We start from the raw sequence: 18368 nt of genomic DNA, 5'->3' as shown, positions 1-18368 counted from the left end.
TTCACTGGTAGATCCCCTCGCGCAGGGCCACCGCAACCGCGGCGGTGCGGTCGTTGACGCCGAGCTTGCGGTAGATGGAACGCAGGTGACTCTTGACCGTCTCGTCGCCGATGACGAGTTTGCCGGCGATGCCCCGATTGGACAGGCCGGCGACCACGAACGACAGAATCTCGCTTTCGCGCTGACTGAGGCCCTGGCGCGCTCCCGGCCAGAATTCGTCGCGCTGCAGGCGGGCGGCGGTGTCGGCGGCGCGGGCGGCCAGGCCGGCGTCGATGGCCGTCGACCCGCCCTGCACATACTCGAGCTGACGCACCAGTTCGTCGCTGCTGATGCCCTTGAGAAGGTAACCGGATGCCCCGACCCGCAGCGCCTGAAAGAGGTACTGCTCGTCCTCGTAGACCGACAGCAGGATCACCTTGGACGCTGGGTTGCGCTCCCGGATGGTGCGGCAAAGGTCGAGCCCGCTGGCTCCCTGCATGCGCACATCACACAGCACGATGTCGGGCCGGAGACTGTCGATGACCCCGATCGCGTTCTCGGCGCCGACCGCCTCCCCGACCACCCGTACCCGGTTCTTGAAAGACGCGAGCATGGCTTTGAGACCTTCGATCACCATTTCGTGGTCATCGACCAATACGACGCGAACGGGTGTCGCGGTTACCACCGTCATGCATTAACGATAATGGCAACAGCAACCTTTTATTCTGCCGACTGTGAATTTCACGACGCGACACGCTGAGGGGCCGTCGTGCATTCCACAGTCGTCGCCACGGTACCCCCCGATTACCCCCACGATGGGGATCTATTTACCACCGGGCCGTCTTAGGTTGACCACTGAAGGGAGGTGTGACGTGACGGACCCAGTCTTGGTCGCATCCGTGCTGCCGGCCGACTTCGCCGAGCTCGGCCGCGACGTCGCGGAGATCGAGCACGCCGGCGTCGACCGTATTCAGTGGGACGTCATGGACGGCCGGTTCGTGCCGAATCTGACGTTTGGCCCCGACGTGATCGCCGCCTGCCGCGACTTGGTGACGATCGGGTTCGAGGCGCACCTGATGGTCGAGGACCCCGACCCGATGCTGCCGCGTTGGGTGGAGGCGGGCTGCGGCATCGTCATAGTGCATGCCGAAGCATGTCGACACCTGCACCGCACCCTGTCGGCCATCCGCGAACTCGGCGCACGCGCCGGTGTGGCGCTCAATCCCGCCACTCCGCTGGCCGCGGTCGTCGACGTGCTCGACATCACCGACCTGCTGTTGATCATGACGGTCAACCCGGGATTCGGCGGACAACGGTATCTGGCGAGCATGGAACCCAAGATCGCGGCCGCCAGAGCCGAAATCGACAGTCGCGGAATGGAAATTGAGCTCGAAGTGGACGGCGGCATCGGACCGTCCACGATCGGGCGGGCCGCGGCCGCCGGGGCCGACGTGTTCTGCGCCGGGTCCGCGTTGTTCGCCGGCACTATGACTGAGCGCGCCGAGGCGCTCCGCTCCGCCGCTTGTGAAACCAACGGAAGACTGGTGACCCAATGACCATTGCGCCGCTCGCCCACGAAACATCCACCCGCACCGACGAATTGGACCAGCTGGCGATCAACACGCTGCGGTTTCTGGCCGCCGACGGCGTGCAGGCCGCGAACAGCGGGCACCCGGGGTTGCCGCTGGGCACCAGCGCCATCGCCTGGACGCTGTGGTCGCGGCATCTGCGCCACGACCCCGCCGACCCGCGCTGGCCCGACCGGGACCGGTTCGTGCTCTCCGCCGGCCACGGCTCCATGCTGTTGTACGCCCTGCTGCATGTCTTCGGATACGACCTGCCGGTCAGCCAGCTGCGCAGGTTCCGTCAGCTCGGCTCGGCAACACCCGGCCATCCCGAATACGGCCACACGCCCGGCGTCGAAACCACGACAGGACCTCTGGGACAGGGCATTGCGAACGCGGTCGGCATGGCGCTGGCCGAGCGGATGCTGGCCGCCCGCTGCAACACCGACGACCACACCGTGGTCGGCCACCGCACCTGGGTGCTGGCGGGCGACGGCGACCTGATGGAGGGCATCAGCCACGAGGCCGCCTCGCTGGCCGGCCGGTTGCGGCTGGGCAGGCTGATCGTCATCTTCGACGACAACGACATCACCATCGACGGACCGGCGTCGCAGAGTTGCGCCGACGACGTCGAGGGCCGGTTCGCGGCGTACGGGTGGCGGGTGCTCAGTGTTGCCGACGGCAACGACGTGCCTGCCCTCGACCGGGCGTTCACCGAAGCCGCCGACGGTGACGGGCGCCCGACGTTCATCCGGGTGCGCACGACCATCGGCTTCGGTGCTCCCGGAGTGGAGGGAACGCCGAAAGCCCATGGCAGCCCGCTGGGTTCGGATGTGCTCCAGGCGATGCGCGCCCGCCTGGACTGGCCCGACGAGCAGTTTCACGTGCCGCTCGCGGTGGGTGCGGCCGCGGCGGTGGTCGCCTCTCGCGGGGCCGCGGCGCACGCACAGTGGGCGCAGACGCACGCGGCGTGGCAGGTCGACCACCCGCAGCTGTCCACCGATTTCCCGCTGGACTGCGTCCCGGTTGCCGACGACCTGTCGGTGTTGAAACCGCTGGCCGACGGCGCCGCCGCGGGCGGAAAGTCGGCCACCCGCAAGGCCTCTGGACAGGCGCTGAACGCGCTGGCGGCAGTTTACCCGGGCCTGGTCGGCGGGTCTGCGGACCTGGCCGCCTCGACCAACACCGCCATCCCCGGCGGGGACGTCGCACCGGATGACTTCAGTGGTCGCACCATCCATTTCGGAATCCGCGAACATGCCATGGCGGCGGTGATGAACGGTATCGCCCTGCACGGTGGGCTGCGGCCGTTCGGTAGCACCTTCCTGGTGTTCGCCGACTATCTGCGGCCGGCCCTGCGGTTGTCGGCGTTGATGAAACTGCCCGTGGTGTACGTGTTCACCCACGACTCGGTGCATGTCGGTGAGGACGGTCCCACGCATCAGCCTATCGAGCAGCTGGAGTCGTTGCGGCTCATCCCGGGACTGACCGTGCTGCGGCCGGCCGATGCCGCCGAGACCGCACTGGCGTGGCAGATCGCCGCCGACAACACCGATGGCCCAACGGTTCTGGTGCTGAGCCGCCAGGACCTGCCGGAGCTCGGCGGCGCCGGCCTCGACGACGTCCGCCAGTACGGCATGCGGGTGGTGCGGCCGGTCGCCGATACCCCGCACGTGATGCTGGCGGCCAGCGGCTCCGAGGTCGCGCTGGCGATGCAGGCCGCAGAGCTGTTGGGCGAGCGCGGGATAGCGGCGATCGTGGTGTCGGTGATGTGGCGGGAACGGATTGCGGCGTTGCCGGATCTGCCGGTGGTCTGGATCGAGGCCGGGGTCGGCATCGGTTGGCGGGCGCTGGCCAGACCTTGTGACACGGTCATCGGCATCGAGTGCTTCGGCGCGAGCGGACCGGGGCCGGAGGTGGCCGCGCATCTGGGCCTGACCGCGTCCGCGGTCGCCGAAGCGGCACTGCACACCATCGCGCGTGCGTCCGGGTGAGGAATCGTGCTGCAAGCGGTCATCTTCGACGTCGACGGAACGCTGGCCGACACCGAACGCAACGGTCATCGGCTGGCGTTCAACGACGCGTTCGCCAAGCACGGACTGGACATCGTCTGGACGCCCGAGACCTACGGTCGGCTGCTGGCAATCGCCGGTGGGCGCCGCCGCATCACGCATGACCTACGACAGCGGGGATTCGGCACCCGCGCCGGCCGGTTGGCCGAGGACGTGCACCGTACCAAGACGGCGCTGTTCACCATGCGCGTCCTCAACGGCGCGATCTGCGCCCGTCCCGGACTGTCGAAGCTGATCGTCGACCTGCACCGGTCCGGTGTCCGGGTGGCCATCGCGACGACCGGGCGCCGCCGCTGGGTAGAGCCACTGGTCCGGCACGTCGTCGGGGACGGTGTCGCCGAGGTGATCGTCACCGGCGACGACGTCGAACGGCTCAAGCCCGATCCCGAGGCGTACCTGGCGGCGCTGGCCCGGCTGGCGTTGCGGCCCGAAGATGTACTGGCGGTGGAGGATTCGGCTATCGGCCTGCGGGCTGCGCATTCGGCCGGGCTGGCCACACTGGTGGTCACCAACGGGTACACCGTCGGCCAGGACTTCACCGGCGCGGCGGCGGTGCGACCGGGGTTCGACCGGCCCGCGCAACTGCTTGCCGATGGTTGCCGCGACGTGCACCGGCAATGGTGGGCGGACGCAGCGCGCCGAGCGTGAATTCCACGACGGCACATCGGCGTGTCGCGTCGTGAAATTCCCACTCGGCGCTATGGCCGGGACGCCTCAGCAGATCCGCGGAAGCTGTTCGCCCAGTTGACGTTCGATCACCTGGGTGGTGCCGAACGGCGTCTTGCCCACCACCATGCCCGGGTGCTCGGCGACTACGCGACCGATGAGCGCCGCGTCGGCACCCTCCGGTCGGGCCCGCATCGCCTCCAACACGGCCTCACTGTGCGACGGGTCGACGAACGCCACCATTTTGCCCTCGTTGGCCACTTGCAGCGGGTCCAGTCCCAGGAATGAACAGGCCGACGACACCGTCTCCGGCACCGGGATCACAGCCAGATCCAACTCGACACCCACCGCGGCGGCGCGCGCGATCTCGACGACCGACGCCACCAGGCCACCCCGGGTCGGATCGCGCAGCGTATGCACGGCGGCTCCCCCGGCCGCCAGCATGGCCGCGACCAGATGGTGCAGCGGTGCGCTGTCGGTGGTCACCACGGTGCCGAAGTCGATGCCTTCGCGGACGCTCATGATGGCCACGCCGTGCTCACCGAGGTTGCCCGACACGATGATGTGGTCACCGGGACGCGCCCGTTCCGGTCCGATGTGCACCCCCGGCGGGACCACCCCGACCCCTGCCGTGTTGACGAAAAGCCCGTCTGCACTGCCCCTTGCAACCACCTTGGTGTCACCGGTGACGATGCCGACGCCGGCACTCGCGGCCGCCTTGCCCATGGTTTCGGCGACGGCACCGAGCACGTCGAGTTCCAGCCCTTCCTCCAGGATGAACCCGGCCGTCAGACCGACGGGTTGTGCTCCGCTGCAGGCCAGGTCGTTGATGGTGCCGTTGACGGCCAAGTCGCCGATGTTGCCGCCCGGGAAGAAAAGCGGTTGCACCACATAGGAATCCGTGGTCAGTGCGATGCGCCCGCCGGCGACATCGAGCAGCGCCGAGTCACGCGCGACACCGGCTGCACCACCGAACGCCGGCAGGAAGAGGTTTTCGATCAGCTCCTCGGACAGCACCCCGCCGCCACCGTGGCCCAGCACGATGCGTTTGGTCTCCCGCAACGGCAACGGGCACACCCAGTCCGCGGGATCGATCGCGACGGGCGGCTCAGGCATGCGCGGACGCTTCCAGCCGCCGGAACTGGTAGTAGGCCGCGCAGGCGCCTTCGCTGGACACCATGGTCGCGCCCAGCGGTGTGCGCGGTGTGCAGGATTTGCCGAACGCCGGGCACTCGTTCGGCTTCAGCAGTCCCTGCAGCACTTCCCCGCTGTGGCATTCCGCAGACTCGGACACCCGCAGGTGCCCCACGCCGAACTTCAGCTCCGCGTCGAACTGCGCGTAGCGGGGTGACAGGGTCCACCCTGACTTAGGGATCATGCCGATCCCCCGCCACTGCCGGTCGGTCACCACGAAGACCTCGGAAAGGGTTTGTTGGGCAACGGTATTGCCCACGGCGGTCACCGCTCGCGGATAGGCATTGCGCAATTCCGGCGTTCCGGCCTCGAGCAGATCCACGACCTGGCGCACGCCCTCGAGCAGGTCCAGCGGTTCGAAACCGGTGACCACGATCGGGACGCCGAATTCCTCGACCAGCGGCCCGTATTCTCCGGTGCCCATCACCGTGCAGACGTGCCCGGCCGCCAGGAAACCCTCGACCCGGTTGGTCGGCGAACTCAGGATCGCCGTCATGGCCGGCGGCACCAGCACATGCGAGACCAGCATCGAAAAGTTGGTCAGCCCGAGGCGCTGCGCGTGCACCACGGCCATCGCGTTGGCCGGTGCGGTGGTCTCGAAGCCGACTCCGAAGAACACCACCTCTTTGTCGGGGTTGTCAGCCGCGACCCGGGTCGCATCCAGGGGCGAGTAGACGATGCGGACGTCACCGCCGCGGGCCCGGACACCGAACAGGTCCTGGCGACTCCCGGGCACCCGCAGCATGTCGCCGAAGGAACAGAAGATGACGTCGTCGCGCGCCGCGATCTCCAGGGCCCGGTCGATCATCTCCAGCGGCGTCACACAGACCGGGCAACCGGGTCCGTGGATGAATTCCACCGCACCGTCCAGCAACTGGTCGATCCCGTTGCGGATGATCGAATGCGTCTGTCCGCCACAGACTTCCATGATGGTCCAGGTCTTGGTGGCGCGCTTTTTGATGTGGTCCACCAACGTGCGGGCAGCCACCGGATCGCGGAACTCGTCGAGGTACCTCATGCCGGCTCCCTCCTGACCTGTCCCTGGTCGCCGGACAGCTCCTCGTCCAGAACCCCGAGTTCTTCGAACATCCGCAGGGTCTCCTGCGCCGAAGCCTCGTCGAGGCGGGTGATCGCGAATCCGGCGTGCACGATCGTGTATTCGCCGACCTGCATGTCCGGCAGGTACGCCAGGCACACGGTCTTGGTGGTACCACCGAAGTCAACGGTGCACATCCGCGTGCCCGCCTCCTCCCAGGTGTCGACTACCTTGCCGGGAATTCCGAGACACATACGCTGGTCCCCCTTTCTTGTTGCTGCGCCGCAATGACGGCCTGACCCAACGCCAGACCGCCGTCGTTGCACGGCAGCACAGCATGTGTCAGCACCTCAAACCCCAAGCCGGCCAACTCATCACGCAGCCCCTCGCGCAACAGCCGGTTGACGAAGACACCACCGGTCAGCCCGATGGTCCCCGCCGCCGCCTGGGTTACCACCTGCACCGTCGCCGCTATCACCGCGTCGTGGAAACCCGCGGCCAGATCGGCCGCCGGAGTGCCGCTGCGTAACCCGCGCACCAACGCCGCCACCAGTGGCGCCGGATCCAAAACGCCTGCGGTGAACCCGAATTGCAGCGGCACGGCATCGCCGCGACGGGCCAGGTGCTCGAGTTCGACGGCCGCCTGCCCCTCGTAGGTCACCTCCTGGCAGACGCCGAGCAGGCTGGCCACCGCGTCGAACAGGCGACCCATGCTGCTGGTCTGCACACACCCGACGCCCCGCGGTATCTGCTGAGCCAGCACATGGAGTTCTTCATCGCTCATATCGTCGACCGCGGGAATCCCCGGCGCCCAGTCAATTCCGGCCCGATGCAGCAGATCGAGCGCGATCCGGCCGGGCCGGCGCACCGCCCCGTCGCCACCCGGCAGCGCGAAGGGCGCGAGGTGTCCCATCCGGGTGAACGACACCGGGTCGGTGACCATCAGGAATTCACCACCCCAGATGGATCCGTCGGTGCCGTAGCCGGTGCCGTCGAAGGCGACCGCGAGCATCGGCGTGCCGAGCCGTCCGTGCTCGGCGAGCAACGACACGGCGTGGGCGTGGTGATGCTGGATCTGAACCACCGGCCGCCCCTGGCGATGCGCCCAGTGGGTGGTCGCGTACGCCGGATGCAGGTCGCAGGCGATGAGGCCTGGACGGCTGTCGGTCATGAACGCCAAGTGATCCAGTGCGGATTCGAAGCAGGACTGAGTGCGTGGGTCGGCCATGTCGCCCAGGTGCGACGACATGTGCGCATGGCCGTCGGGAGACATCAGGCAGAACGTGGTCTTGAGGTCGCCGCCGGTGGCCAGAATCGGCGCGCGCGTCCTCGTGACGGGCACCGAGACCGGCAGCGGCGCGTAACCGCGAGACCGCCGGATCGGAACCACGCTGCCGTCGCCGTCCACGGCGAGCACCGAGTCCTCGCAGGGGACGTGGATGGGACGGTCGTGCGTGAGCACCGCATCCGCGAGGCCGTCGATCCAGCCCAGGTCACCGTCGCGGAAGACGATCGGGGACCCGCCGTTGTTGGCCGACGTCATCACCAGCGGCACCGGACCCAACCGGTCGAACAGCAGGTGGTGCAGCGGCGAATATGCCAGCATCACACCAATTTCCGATAGCCCCGGAGCCACCGCGGCCTGCACCGGACCGTCTCGCCCGGGCAGCAGCACGATCGGCGCTGCCGGCGACCGCAACAGGTTCGCCGTCTCCCCGTCGACCCGGCAGATGCTCTGGGCGGCAGCGACATCGGCGGTCATGACGGCAAACGGCTTGGCCGGCCGGGTTTTACGACGCCTCAGCTCGGACACCGCGGCAGCGTCGTCGGCGCGGCAGGCAAGGTGAAAGCCGCCGATACCCTTCACGGCGACGATCAGGCCGTCGTTGATCGCGGCAGCCGCGGCCCCCAGCGGATCCCCACCGGCACCGGGGCCGTGCCATGACAGGGCCGGCCCGCAGTCCGGGCAGGCGATGGTCTGCGCGTGGAAGCGACGGTCCAGCGGGTCGCGGTATTCGGTCGCGCACCGTGCACACATCTCAAAAGGCGCCATGGTGGTCGCGGGACGGTCGTAAGGCAGGTCGGTGATGACCGTGTAGCGGGGCCCGCAGTTGGTGCATGTGATGAACGGGTGGCCGTAGCGGCGGTCGCCGGGGTCACGCAGTTCGCGCAGACAGTCGTCACAGATTGCGATGTCCGGCGGGACCAGGGTGCGGCGGTCGTCGCCGCTGCGGCTCGCCACGATCCGGAATCCCGACTCGCCGGTCGGGGCCACCGGAGTGGTCCGGATCGAATCGATGCGGGCCATCGGAGGATGATCGGTGCCGATCTCGAGCGCCGCGGCATCGACCGCGTCGGGCGGACCCTCCAACTCGCAGTGCACCGACCCGGAGTCGTTGTAGATGCAGCCGGACAGGCCGTGCCGCGCGGCGATGCGCGCGACGGCGGGGCGGAATCCAACGCCTTGGACCACGCCCGCAATGTCGAGTCGCAACCGCACGCTTGTCACCGTGCCACTCCGACTGCCCACCCGAACCTCCTGAGCAGCAAGGACCCCCGTGCCTACAGGGCTGGCGGCACGGGCGGTCTCGCTCAGGCTAGACCTGCCCAAATGTGCCGACAATCACAATTTCGCACACAAAGTCTGCGTTTTTCCGCACCCAATCTTCGCGACACCGATAACTCCGACAGGGCAGCATGGTGTAGTGCACGAATTGTCGCTCTGCCATGCCATCGCGGGTGTGGTCAAGCCGCACGCGGCAGGTCGTCACGTCGACGTGGTCCGGGTCCAGGTCGGCGCCCTGCGCCAGGTGGTGCCGGAGTCGCTGGAATTCTGCTGGTCACTGGTGTGTCAGCACCTCGACGACACGATGGTCGATACCGCGCTGGAACTCGAGTTCGTCACCGCCGAGGTGCAGTGCCGGAGCTGCGGACGACGTTCGGAGATCGAGTCTCGATGGTCGGTGTGCTGCCCGGAGTGCGAGAGTGCCGATGTCGAGGTGGTCCGGGGCAACGAGTTCCTGGTCACCTCGGTTCTGGTGTCATGAAAGGTCAGGCAAATGGGTAGATTCCACCGGCACGACGACGGCACGGTGCACAGCCACGAGCACGACGGGCACGACCACCATCACGATCACGATCACGATCACGGGGACCACAGTGGCTATTCGACCGGCTCGCAGCGGATCGAGGTGCTGGAGTCGATCTTCGCCGAGAACGACACCCGCGCCGACATCAACCGCAAGGCCTTCGAAAGCAACGGCATCCGCGCGCTGAACCTGATGAGCTCACCGGGCTCCGGCAAGACCACGGTGTTGGCCGCCACCCTCGACGAACTGGCCGGCGACCTGGCTGTGGGCGTGATCGAGGGCGATATCGCCACCGACCTCGACGCCGCCAAACTCGGCGGCCGCGGCGCCCAGGTGTCGCTGCTGAACACCAACAACGGGTTCGGCGGTGAGTGTCACCTCGACGCCCCGATGGTCAACCGCGCCTTGCAGGGACTCGACCTGCCGCAGCTGGACCTGGTGATCATCGAGAACGTCGGCAATCTGGTCTGCCCGGCCGAGTTCGACGTCGGCGAACACGCCAAGGCGATGGTCTACTCAGTCACCGAAGGCGAGGACAAGCCGCTGAAGTACCCGGTGATGTTCCGGTCGGTCGACGTGGTGCTGCTCAACAAGATCGACCTGGTCCCGTACCTAGACGTGGACGTGGACGTCTACATCGACCACGTTCGGCAGGTGAATTCGACCGCCACGATTCTGCCGGTCAGCGCACGCACCGGTGAGGGCATGACGGCATGGTTTGACTGGCTGCGGCAGTTCGCCGGTTTGGGTGTGCGCCGGCGGTGACCGGTGCGGGCAGTCCTGTGAGATTGCCGACGGTCCGCCGGACCTCCGGAAAGCGTCTGAATCCACCACGGATTCGCCGGCAGACGGCGAAAGACATTGATCCGCAGAGTATTTGTCCGACTATTGCGGCGCAGCGGGTTTCGAGGTGGCGCGCCGAATCGCCGCCCGAAATGGGCGCAACGCCGATGGGCTGCGTGGCACGAACGCCCGCATATGCGTAGATTGTCTATAGGTTGAGTTCCCAGCCTGTCGTCGATATTGCGCGGATTGAATTCTCGGATGCGGGCGTCCGCCCGAATTGTTTTCCGCCGACCAAAGCGATGCCCCTTCGCGGGCCGCGGGAGTAATTTGTGCTTATGCGTCGGCCTCCTGCCGAGCAGGCGGTAACCAGAACCGATTCGGCAGCGCCGTGACCGGCGGCCAGAGGCATTTCGCGCTCTCGGCGCCGGACGGTCAGGCTGTACCCGACCTGCTCCCGGCCGGTACGCCCATCGACCTGGACAACTGCGCCCGCGAACCCATCCACATCCCCGGCAGCATTCAGCCCCGGGGGGTGCTCGCGGTGGTGCGCGAACCCGATTTCGAAGTACGCCAGGTCAGCGCCAACGTCGAAGAATTGCTCGGTCGCCCGGTAGACGATGTGGTGGGCCGGCCCCTGTCGGCCCTGATGGGAGCCGAGCAGGCCGGCCGAATCGAGCAGGCGGCGTCGACCTTCGGCGATCTGAGCCAGCGCAACCCGCTGGAGTGCGACATCGACGTCGCCGGGCAGTCACGGGCGTTCGACGCCATCTTGCACCGGGGACCCGGCGGCGTGCTGCTGGTCGAGATCGAGGTCGCTTACGGCGAGCGGCCGTTCTCCTTCCCCAACACCTATCAGGCGGTCCGCAGCTCGGTCGAGGAGCTCAACCGGGCCGAGACGCTGGCCGACCTGTACGCGATCACCGCGCGCGCCGTCCGCGACCTCACCGGCTTCGACAGGGTGATGGTTTACCGCTACGACGAGGACTACAACGGCGAGGTGGTCGCCGAATGCAAGCGCGACGACCTCAATTCGTTTCTCGGTCTGCACTACCCGTCCACCGATATCCCGGCCCAGGCCCGCGCGTTGTACGAGAAGAACTGGCTGCGGCTGATCGACGATGTCGACTACACACCCGCACCACTGGTGCCGGCGATGGACCCGGGTTCCGGTGCGCCACTGGACCTCACCCACGCGACCCTGCGCAGCGTCTCCCCGATTCACATCGAGTACCTGCAGAACATGGGCGTGCATGCGTCGATGTCGATCTCGTTGCTACGCCACGGCCGGCTGTGGGGGCTGATCGCCTGCCACCACTACGCCGGTCCGCATCTGCCGCCGTTCGGCACCCGCGCGGCCGCGGAGTTCCTTGGGTCAACCCTGTCGCTCCGGCTGGTCGACCGGTTCGAAGGCGACCAACTGCACAAGCGACTATCCGCCCAAGCGGTGCTGGCCAAGCTGACCGCGGCCGCCCTGGATGACGGGGAACCGCTTTCCGCGGCACTGCTCGGGGCGCCCGACCTGCTGGACCTGGTGCCTGCCGACGGTGTGGTCGTCGACATCCAGGGCGACTACCGGACCCACGGCTCGGTTCCCCCGCCGCAGATCGTGTCCGCCGTCGCGGCCTGGGCACGCGGTGCCGGAGACGAGATCGCCAGCACCGACTGCCTGTCCCACGAGTTGCCCGAACTCAACCTGGATCAGGAGTTGGCCGCCGGCGCGCTCGCGCTGAATCTGCCCGACGGGCAGTGCGCCATCTGGTTCCGCCGGGAGGTGCTGCGCTCGGTGGATTGGGGCGGCGACCCGCACAACAAGACGATCATCCAAGGCGAGGGTGACGAGATCCGGTTGAGCCCGCGGAAGTCATTCGACCGCTGGCGCGAGGTGGTCCGCGAGCGCAGCGATCCCTGGACCCTGAGCGAGACGGAGTCCGCCGAGTCTCTGCGGCGCCACCTGGTGGAGTCGCTGTACCGCCGCACCCGGGGCGCCCTGCGGGTGGCCGAGCGGGTACAGCGCAGCCTGCTGCCCGAGTCCATCCCGGCGCTGCCGGACTGGCACCTGTCGGCCCACTACGAACCTGCGGCGGGCGACAACGTCGGCGGCGACTGGTACGACGCCTTCAAACTGCGTGACGGCCGGTTGGTCGTGTTGATCGGCGACGTGGCCGGACACGGCATCACCGCGGCCGGCACCATGGCGCAGCTGCGCAACGCCCTGCGGGCCCAGTTGTTCGCCGGTGCCACGCCTGCCGACGCGCTGGGCCAGCTGAACGACTTCTGCCTGCACATGATGCCCAGCGCGTTCGCCACCGTCGTCGCCGCCCGGGTCGACCTCGACTCGGGACGGGTCGAGGCCGCCTGCGCTGGCCACTTGAAGCCCTACCTGACGAACTCCTCACCGGGCGCGGTTCAGGCACCGATTCGGCTGTCGCCGCCCATCGGCATCAAAGGCGTGCGCTACGAACCGAGTGCGTTCACCGTCGAGCCCGGACACGGGCTGGTTTTGTACTCCGACGGTCTGGTGGAGCGCCGCGGTGAGTCGATAGACGACGGTCTGGATCGGTTGGCCCGCACCCTCGGCCGCGGCCACACCGCGCCGGCCTCGTGGATCTGGACCGAGATGGCCTCGGACAACATCGACGACGACGTGACCGTCGTCGCGCTGCGCCGGCCCTGAAACCCGCGGCGCAGCCGGGCGAAGCGGGTCGCGAGCCCGTTCAGCTGGCCTGAACGCGCCCCTGTTCGACCAGCTGCAGGCACTGCGGCGCGGTCTCGTGCACGGGCAGCACGTCGCTGAGTCCGCACACCGCGATGGTGCGCGCAACCGACGGCTGCAGACTGACCAGGCACATCTCGATGCCACGCTCCCGGCACCGGTTGGCCTCTTCGGCCAGCGTCAGCAGCGAGGAGCACGACATGAAGTCCACGCTGTTGACGTCGACCATGAACAGCTGCGGAGCGCTCGCGAACGCCGAAGCCTCCGTCAGCAGCAACCGCCAGGTGTCGTCATTCAACGCGTCGATCTCGCCGCCGACGTAGACGATGACAGCGGCATCAAAGCCCTGGACAGCCGCCCGTAGGGTACTCGTTTCGGCGCCCAGTTCGGAGACCAGCTTTGCGCTCAACCTTAAGGGAGCGGCAAACACTTCGGTGGCGGCAAGACTCATGACGCGCTCCTCGGTATCAGAACCCACTGCGTGGACGGAGGCTGGCGGCCCCTTGTCTGGAACCTGTCGAGGATTAGCCGTATTCGGCGCGCTTGAAACCCCTGCTTCAACTTGCCTGGCTGAGGACGAAGCTCTTGGGCGGACATCCGTAGAACCGGAGACGTACGGTGGTGCCGTCGCCACCTCCGTCTATGGCGCAGTCATCGGCGAGTGCGCGCATCAACAGGATGCCGCGGCCTCGCATGCTGGAGACCTCGAAATCCGGTTCCAGCCAGCGTCCGTGGTCGACGACATGCACCTGCAGCTCGGTGGTGGCCGGGTAGTAGGCGATCTGCAGCGTCATGGTGCCGACATCGCCGACGACGCGATAGGCGTGGTCGGCGCAGTTGGACATCGCCTCGTCGGTGGCCAGCACGATGTCGGCGATCCGCTCCTCGCCGAGTTCCAGATGCCGGTCCAGCCATTCGCTGAAGGAGCGGCGGAAGGTCGCCACGGTACGCGCATCGGCGGTGCCGGTGTGCGCATGCCAAATCTCGTCGGCCTCTCCGATGCCGACGGGATCATTTGACGTGGAACCGCTCACGGCTAGTCGGCTACCCGAATGCTTCCGCGGATACACCTGATGTGATCGGTCCCCCATAGATTTTGGGGACTCGTCGTGCTTTTGTGACCGCCGCGTGACGCCGAACCTAGCTCTTGGTGCCCACCGTGATCAGGTCCGAGATGATCTGGGTCCAGATCGGGCGACGGATGCGGTGCTGGTCACTGACGGTGAAACCGGCGTCCTCGAACAGGGTTCGCATCTCCCCGGGTGGCGGGTTGTGCTGTGGTTTCCAGCGGCTGGGAACCTGCACCGAATGCTGGCGTGCGCTGAGGGTCGCTACGGCCGCCAGACCACCCGGAGCGAGCACGCGATGAAACTCGCGCAGCGCCGCGGGTTGGTCGAAGAAGTGGAACGCCGAGGTCGTCACGACCGCGTCCAGTGCGCCGTCGTCGAACGGAAGCTGTTCGGCGGGGCTTCGCAACCAGTGCACCCGATCGGATTTCGCGCGGGCCTGGGCCAGCATGCCGTCGGACATGTCCACGCCGTAGATCTCGTCGGGATTCAGTTCCCGCTCGATCCGGGAACTGAGAACACCCGTCCCACAAGCGATGTCGGCGATCCTGCGGGACTGGTGGGCACGCAGCTGGGCGATCACCTCGTCATGCGGGGGCCGATAGACCCACTGCTGCAGGAACGGCAGGTCGTAGGCCGGGGACAACAGACTCCACATCCCCGTGACCGCGCTGTTCAGCGTGCGGCGCGGGGCGCTCACTTATGCAGCACCGACGCGTAGTAGACGGTGTCGGCCATCGACACCGAGTCGTGCACCTGCGGGACGGCCTCGAGCCCGTTGTCGGCCAGCAGCTGACTCATCGGAGTGCCGGTCGAACGCCAGCCCAACTCATCGAGGTAGGTGGCGACATCCTTGCGTTCTCCCTCGAATCCGAGTTCGTCCCAGTCGAGTTCGAACCCGTGCTCGCGCCACTTGGCCGTGGACCGGCGCATCATCTCGCGCGCTTGTTCCATATCCCGCTCCGGCTGTGGCGGAAGGGCTTCAACCGCCAACCGGCTGCCCTCGGCGCTGAGCGCGGTGATGTTGTCCATGAGCAGATCCTGCGCCTCGGGCGGCAGGTACCCGAGCAACCCCTCGGCGATCCACGCGGTCGGCCGGTCAGGGTCCAGGCCGGTGTCCCGTAGGGCCGCGGGCCAGTCCTGCCTCAGGTCGATGGCGACGGTGCGCAGGTCCGCCTTCGGCGCCGCGCCCAATTGGGCCAGTGTGGACGTCTTGAAGGCGATCACCTCGGGCTGGTCAATTTCGAAGACGGTCATGTCGTCCGGCCAGGTCAGGCGGTAAGCGCGAGCGTCCAAGCCGGAGGCGAGGATGACGGCCTGCCGGATGCCCGACTGGATCGCATCCTGGAAGAACGAGTCGAAGAAGCGGGTCCGCGCGGCCATCGCAGCGGGCATGTGCGCCAGCTTCCAGCTCGACTCCTCGTCGTCAACGTCGGAGGCCGCGAGGTCGCCGGTGACCCATCGGGTGAAGAAATCCACTCCGACGGCCCGAACCAGCGGTTCGGCGAACTGATCGTTGATGACCGGGTTGTCCGCATTCGTCGCGATCGCGCGGGCAGCGGCCACCATTGTCGCCGTCGCTCCCACGCTGGTAGCCAGGTCCCAGGTGTCGTTTTCCGTACGTGGCACGCGCGTCTCCCATGTCCGACTCAAAGATACTTAGCTAGTTTAACACTTAGCTAGGTTAATGACCCGGCCCAGAACGCAGGTGTGAAGCAGCTCACTCGCCCTCTAGCGACCGGGGCCGCCGGGGCCGCCCGGGCCCCCAGGTCCGCCGGGCCCGCCCGGGCCCCCAGGACCACCGGGGCCGCCGGGGCCGCCGGGCCCACCCGGTCCGTTCGCGGCGGGAGCTACGAACACGCACTCGTTCAACTGGACGCTCCACGCCCAGCCGGGGGCGCAGTCGTCCGCCCGACTCACTGCCGGCACCACGAACGCCGGTAACACGCTGGACGCCAGAATGACCGCGCCGAAAGCGCAATGCCGGAGGAATCTGACCATTGCACGCCTCCCCTGTGTCATCGTCCGGCGATCCCCGGACGCCAGATCGATTGTGCTACCAGAGGGCGTGCGCAGGTAGTGGTTCGCCGGTCTAACCGAACCGCAGCCCGCGCTTGCGCGCCCAGAGCAGCGCCACGGCGGTTCCGATGACCCAGACCACCAGTGCCATCGCCAGATGCACAAAGCTCTTGGTGTCACGGCCGAACACCGGCCCGATGGCCGCGGGAATCTGGGTCCACATGACCCGGTGCTCGATCCCGCCCATCGGATCGGCGACGTAATAGAGGGCGTAGGGCAGGGTGATCGCCACCAGCCAGCCGGCGGTGCGACGCAGGTTTCGCCGCTGTCGCCACCGCCGCAGCAGCGGCTCAGCGCCCACCGGGTGCAGCACCGAAATGACATTGCCGACACCGAGCCAGGACACCAGGGGCACCGCGACGTTGGGGATGGTCATGGCCATCTGCGGTACCCCTTCCTTCCACATCGTCAGCGCCGCAGCCACGGCCAGTGTGGGGAGCCCGACGATCACGACCAGCGCCAGGTTCTTGATCACCAGCACCCGCCACAGCGGCACACCGGCCGACAGGCCCTGGGTGACGCGATAGTGATCACCGCCAAGCAGATTGGTGGTCGTCACGTCGGCGAGGACGAATGACGAGAAGTAGGTGCTGACCAGGACCACCCAGTCGAGCTGATTGTGATGGAAGTGGCGGGTGATGTGGTTGCTGTGCACGACCGACAACGGCTGGACCAACAACCAAGCCGCCGCGAGCACCAGGTTGGTCATGACGCCCGACAACCAGGTGCGTGGCGGATGGAAGGCCCAGCGGATCTCGGCGCCCACCGCCGGCAGTATCGGCTTCTCGAAGTCACTGGCGGCCCGCCGGGCCGCGGTGGGACGGGGGGCCGACGCACGAGCCAGCGCGCGCAACGCGGTGCGCACCCGCGCCTGCATGGGCGCCTCGGGCGTCTCTGTCTCGGACATCTACTCCTACCAAAACGGCTGTGCGTGCACGGTACCCGGCTTTGGCGTCGTTCCCGGGTCAGATCTCCCAATTGACGGTGAAGTCATGCCGCAGCACCAGGTCGACGAGGACGTCGCTGCGGCTCGCGAGTTCCCACGATTCGGCGGTGAATGCGTCGTGGGCGAAGAACGCGTAATTGATCGAGGTTTCAGGTGTGGTGCGCGACCGGTACACGATGGCGTCGAGATCCGGCCACCAGCGCCTGGCGGCGTCGGCGAGGTGGTGGCACTGCTGCCACACCCGCGCGCGCTGACCGGTGCTGATCTGGTCGTCGACGTCGAGAGCATCGAGGTTGCGCTGGGTCCGGAGGTCGAAGATCCGCAGCGGCCTGGTCGAGACCAGCCGGATCAGGTACTGCGATGAGTGGTCGGCGGGGATGGTGCGGCCGGTATCCCGGTAGCGCTCGCGGAAGGCACCCTCGGAAGCCGTTGCGGCATAACGGGTACGGAATGCGCCTGACACCGGGTCGAACCGGAAGCGCGGCTGCGGAAATCCGTTCCAGGTCCAGTCGGCCGGCGCGGCGGCTTCGACTCGCCACAACTCGACACCGGCGGGCACCGTTCGGCTTGCCAGGCCCGCCGGGCGCCGCAACGGCAGCGAACGCCGGTAGCCGCCGGGGAGACTAGGCACCGACGGCGTTGAGCAGCTGCCAGGCGGTGTTGGCGGTCTTCTTGCGGCGCAGCGCCTCGGAGATGGACGCCCCCGCCAGCTCCTCGCGCTTGATCCGCATGATGCGATCGGCGACCACCGGGTCGGAGGTGAACCGCGCCAACAGGACCAGGATCTGCGGAAGGTCGGAACGCAACTGGCCACCGTCGAACTGCCAGGCCGGGAACCACGTGTTGTTGCCGACCGTGACACCGAGAACCTTGCCGCGCCGGCGCAGTTCGTGGACCGCCTGGGGTGTCTCGTAGCCCAGCCGCGACTGAACCTCCCGCGTCGGCAGGGCGCCGGCCCGGAAATCGCTCAACACGCCGTCGCGCCGCTCGCTGTTGAGCTTGCGGGCGGCGACGCGTTCCAGCTCCTCCATGGGCACCGTCGGCACGTCCAGCAGCGTGTCGAGGAGCTTGGCGAAATCCGGGTCACGCCGGACGCGTTCCTCGACCTGGCTGACGAGCGCATTGACGGGAGACATGCCGACATTCTATCCCGCGCCGCCGCAATTGAAACAATTG

The 18368-nt window shown here is 67.6% G+C and carries 18 protein-coding genes; 6 read left to right on the top strand and 12 right to left on the bottom strand.

Translation table 11 applies throughout. The annotated features are described in order from the left end of the window. Nucleotide 1: 1 nt before the first annotated feature. Nucleotides 2–670 (bottom strand): response regulator, encoded by a 669-nt coding sequence (locus AO501_RS28855; protein WP_055580989.1) that lies wholly within the window; start codon nucleotides 668–670, stop codon nucleotides 2–4. 181 nt (nucleotides 671–851) lie between these two features. Here AO501_RS28855 and rpe point away from each other — a divergent pair, with 181 nt between their 5' ends. From rpe to AO501_RS28840, 3 genes are read left to right on the top strand one after another with little or no spacing between them, the layout of a single operon-like run. Next, a complete protein-coding gene (rpe, locus tag AO501_RS28850; RefSeq protein ID WP_231752641.1) occupies nucleotides 852–1535 on the top strand; it encodes a ribulose-phosphate 3-epimerase in 684 nt (227 codons plus the stop codon). After that, nucleotides 1532–3538 (top strand): transketolase, encoded by a 2007-nt coding sequence (gene tkt, locus AO501_RS28845; protein WP_055580988.1) that lies wholly within the window; start codon nucleotides 1532–1534, stop codon nucleotides 3536–3538. Before rpe ends, tkt begins: the two co-directional genes overlap by 4 nt. Before the next feature lie 6 nt (nucleotides 3539–3544). Further along, nucleotides 3545–4264, top strand: a complete 720-nt coding sequence (locus tag AO501_RS28840) for an HAD-IA family hydrolase (RefSeq protein WP_231752640.1) — start codon at nucleotides 3545–3547, stop codon at nucleotides 4262–4264. A gap of 66 nt (nucleotides 4265–4330) precedes the next feature. Here AO501_RS28840 and hypE read toward each other — a convergent pair whose 3' ends face one another. Genes hypE through hypF form a run of 4 tightly spaced genes read right to left on the bottom strand, consistent with a single transcriptional unit; the run spans nucleotide 4331 to nucleotide 9042 of the window. After that, nucleotides 4331–5398: a hydrogenase expression/formation protein HypE gene (hypE, locus tag AO501_RS28835; RefSeq protein ID WP_055580986.1), complete on the bottom strand. Its 1068-nt coding sequence runs from the start codon at nucleotides 5396–5398 to the stop codon at nucleotides 4331–4333. Next, on the bottom strand, nucleotides 5391–6494 hold the full coding sequence (hypD, locus tag AO501_RS28830) for a hydrogenase formation protein HypD (protein ID WP_055580985.1): 1104 nt from the start codon (nucleotides 6492–6494) through the stop codon (nucleotides 5391–5393). Before hypD ends, hypE begins: the two co-directional genes overlap by 8 nt. Beyond that, entirely contained in the window at nucleotides 6491–6766 is a 276-nt protein-coding gene (locus tag AO501_RS28825; protein ID WP_055580984.1) for a HypC/HybG/HupF family hydrogenase formation chaperone, read from the bottom strand. The genes hypD and AO501_RS28825 overlap by 4 nt, the downstream gene beginning before the upstream one ends. Beyond that, the gene (hypF, locus tag AO501_RS28820) at nucleotides 6739–9042 is read right to left on the bottom strand and encodes a carbamoyltransferase HypF (RefSeq protein ID WP_231752639.1); all 2304 of its coding nucleotides are present in this window, start codon (nucleotides 9040–9042) and stop codon (nucleotides 6739–6741) included. Before hypF ends, AO501_RS28825 begins: the two co-directional genes overlap by 28 nt. Before the next feature lie 175 nt (nucleotides 9043–9217). Between hypF and AO501_RS28815 the strand changes: the two genes are divergently transcribed. The 3 genes from AO501_RS28815 to AO501_RS28805 all read left to right on the top strand — a co-directional run bounded on the left by AO501_RS28815 (nucleotide 9218) and on the right by AO501_RS28805 (nucleotide 13061). Continuing rightward, nucleotides 9218–9559, top strand: coding sequence for a hydrogenase maturation nickel metallochaperone HypA (locus tag AO501_RS28815; protein ID WP_055580982.1), 342 nt, complete (start codon nucleotides 9218–9220; stop codon nucleotides 9557–9559). Nucleotides 9560–9571: 12 nt separating this feature from the next. Continuing rightward, nucleotides 9572–10366 carry a hydrogenase nickel incorporation protein HypB gene (hypB, locus tag AO501_RS28810; protein ID WP_055580981.1) on the top strand — a complete coding sequence of 265 codons (795 nt, stop codon included), beginning with the start codon at nucleotides 9572–9574 and terminating at the stop codon, nucleotides 10364–10366. Between the two features lie 409 nt (nucleotides 10367–10775). After that, nucleotides 10776–13061, top strand: a complete 2286-nt coding sequence (locus AO501_RS28805) for a SpoIIE family protein phosphatase (RefSeq protein ID WP_082658904.1) — start codon at nucleotides 10776–10778, stop codon at nucleotides 13059–13061. A gap of 40 nt (nucleotides 13062–13101) precedes the next feature. On the opposite strand, the gene AO501_RS28800 is transcribed toward AO501_RS28805, so the two are convergent. The 7 genes from AO501_RS28800 to AO501_RS28770 all read right to left on the bottom strand — a co-directional run bounded on the left by AO501_RS28800 (nucleotide 13102) and on the right by AO501_RS28770 (nucleotide 18328). Continuing rightward, complete coding sequence (locus tag AO501_RS28800; RefSeq protein ID WP_055580980.1) at nucleotides 13102–13551, bottom strand: anti-sigma factor antagonist; 450 nt, start codon at nucleotides 13549–13551, stop codon at nucleotides 13102–13104. 106 nt (nucleotides 13552–13657) lie between these two features. Then, nucleotides 13658–14134, bottom strand: a complete 477-nt coding sequence (locus AO501_RS28795; RefSeq protein ID WP_231752638.1) for an ATP-binding protein — start codon at nucleotides 14132–14134, stop codon at nucleotides 13658–13660. Nucleotides 14135–14240: 106 nt separating this feature from the next. Further along, complete coding sequence (locus tag AO501_RS28790) at nucleotides 14241–14867, bottom strand: class I SAM-dependent methyltransferase (protein ID WP_055580979.1); 627 nt, start codon at nucleotides 14865–14867, stop codon at nucleotides 14241–14243. Next, complete coding sequence (locus tag AO501_RS28785; protein ID WP_055580978.1) at nucleotides 14864–15796, bottom strand: SAM-dependent methyltransferase; 933 nt, start codon at nucleotides 15794–15796, stop codon at nucleotides 14864–14866. Before AO501_RS28785 ends, AO501_RS28790 begins: the two co-directional genes overlap by 4 nt. Before the next feature lie 463 nt (nucleotides 15797–16259). Next, complete coding sequence (locus tag AO501_RS28780; RefSeq protein WP_055581085.1) at nucleotides 16260–17123, bottom strand: hypothetical protein; 864 nt, start codon at nucleotides 17121–17123, stop codon at nucleotides 16260–16262. Nucleotides 17124–17211: 88 nt separating this feature from the next. Next, nucleotides 17212–17823 carry an RES family NAD+ phosphorylase gene (locus AO501_RS28775; protein WP_082658902.1) on the bottom strand — a complete coding sequence of 204 codons (612 nt, stop codon included), beginning with the start codon at nucleotides 17821–17823 and terminating at the stop codon, nucleotides 17212–17214. Next, nucleotides 17816–18328 carry a hypothetical protein gene (locus tag AO501_RS28770; RefSeq protein ID WP_055580977.1) on the bottom strand — a complete coding sequence of 171 codons (513 nt, stop codon included), beginning with the start codon at nucleotides 18326–18328 and terminating at the stop codon, nucleotides 17816–17818. The genes AO501_RS28775 and AO501_RS28770 overlap by 8 nt, the downstream gene beginning before the upstream one ends. Nucleotides 18329–18368 lie beyond the last annotated feature (40 nt).

It is taken from the genome of Mycobacterium gordonae (genome assembly GCF_001417955.2).
GTDB classification, from domain to species: domain Bacteria; phylum Actinomycetota; class Actinomycetes; order Mycobacteriales; family Mycobacteriaceae; genus Mycobacterium; species Mycobacterium gordonae_B.
The sequence above is the reverse complement of the archived record's forward strand: the minus strand, read 5'-3'. Positions and strand labels throughout refer to the sequence as shown.

Coding starts and splice junctions, on each gene's coding strand:
- AO501_RS28855 (WP_055580989.1), bottom strand. CDS start 670: ATGACGGTGGTAACCGCGACACCCGTTCGCGTCGTATTGGTCGATGAC.
- tkt (WP_055580988.1), top strand. CDS start 1,532: ATGACCATTGCGCCGCTCGCCCACGAAACATCCACCCGCACCGACGAA.
- hypE (WP_055580986.1), bottom strand. CDS start 5,398: ATGCCTGAGCCGCCCGTCGCGATCGATCCCGCGGACTGGGTGTGCCCG.
- hypD (WP_055580985.1), bottom strand. CDS start 6,494: ATGAGGTACCTCGACGAGTTCCGCGATCCGGTGGCTGCCCGCACGTTG.
- AO501_RS28825 (WP_055580984.1), bottom strand. CDS start 6,766: ATGTGTCTCGGAATTCCCGGCAAGGTAGTCGACACCTGGGAGGAGGCG.
- hypB (WP_055580981.1), top strand. CDS start 9,572: ATGGGTAGATTCCACCGGCACGACGACGGCACGGTGCACAGCCACGAG.
- AO501_RS28800 (WP_055580980.1), bottom strand. CDS start 13,551: ATGAGTCTTGCCGCCACCGAAGTGTTTGCCGCTCCCTTAAGGTTGAGC.
- AO501_RS28780 (WP_055581085.1), bottom strand. CDS start 17,123: ATGCAGGCGCGGGTGCGCACCGCGTTGCGCGCGCTGGCTCGTGCGTCG.
- AO501_RS28770 (WP_055580977.1), bottom strand. CDS start 18,328: ATGTCTCCCGTCAATGCGCTCGTCAGCCAGGTCGAGGAACGCGTCCGG.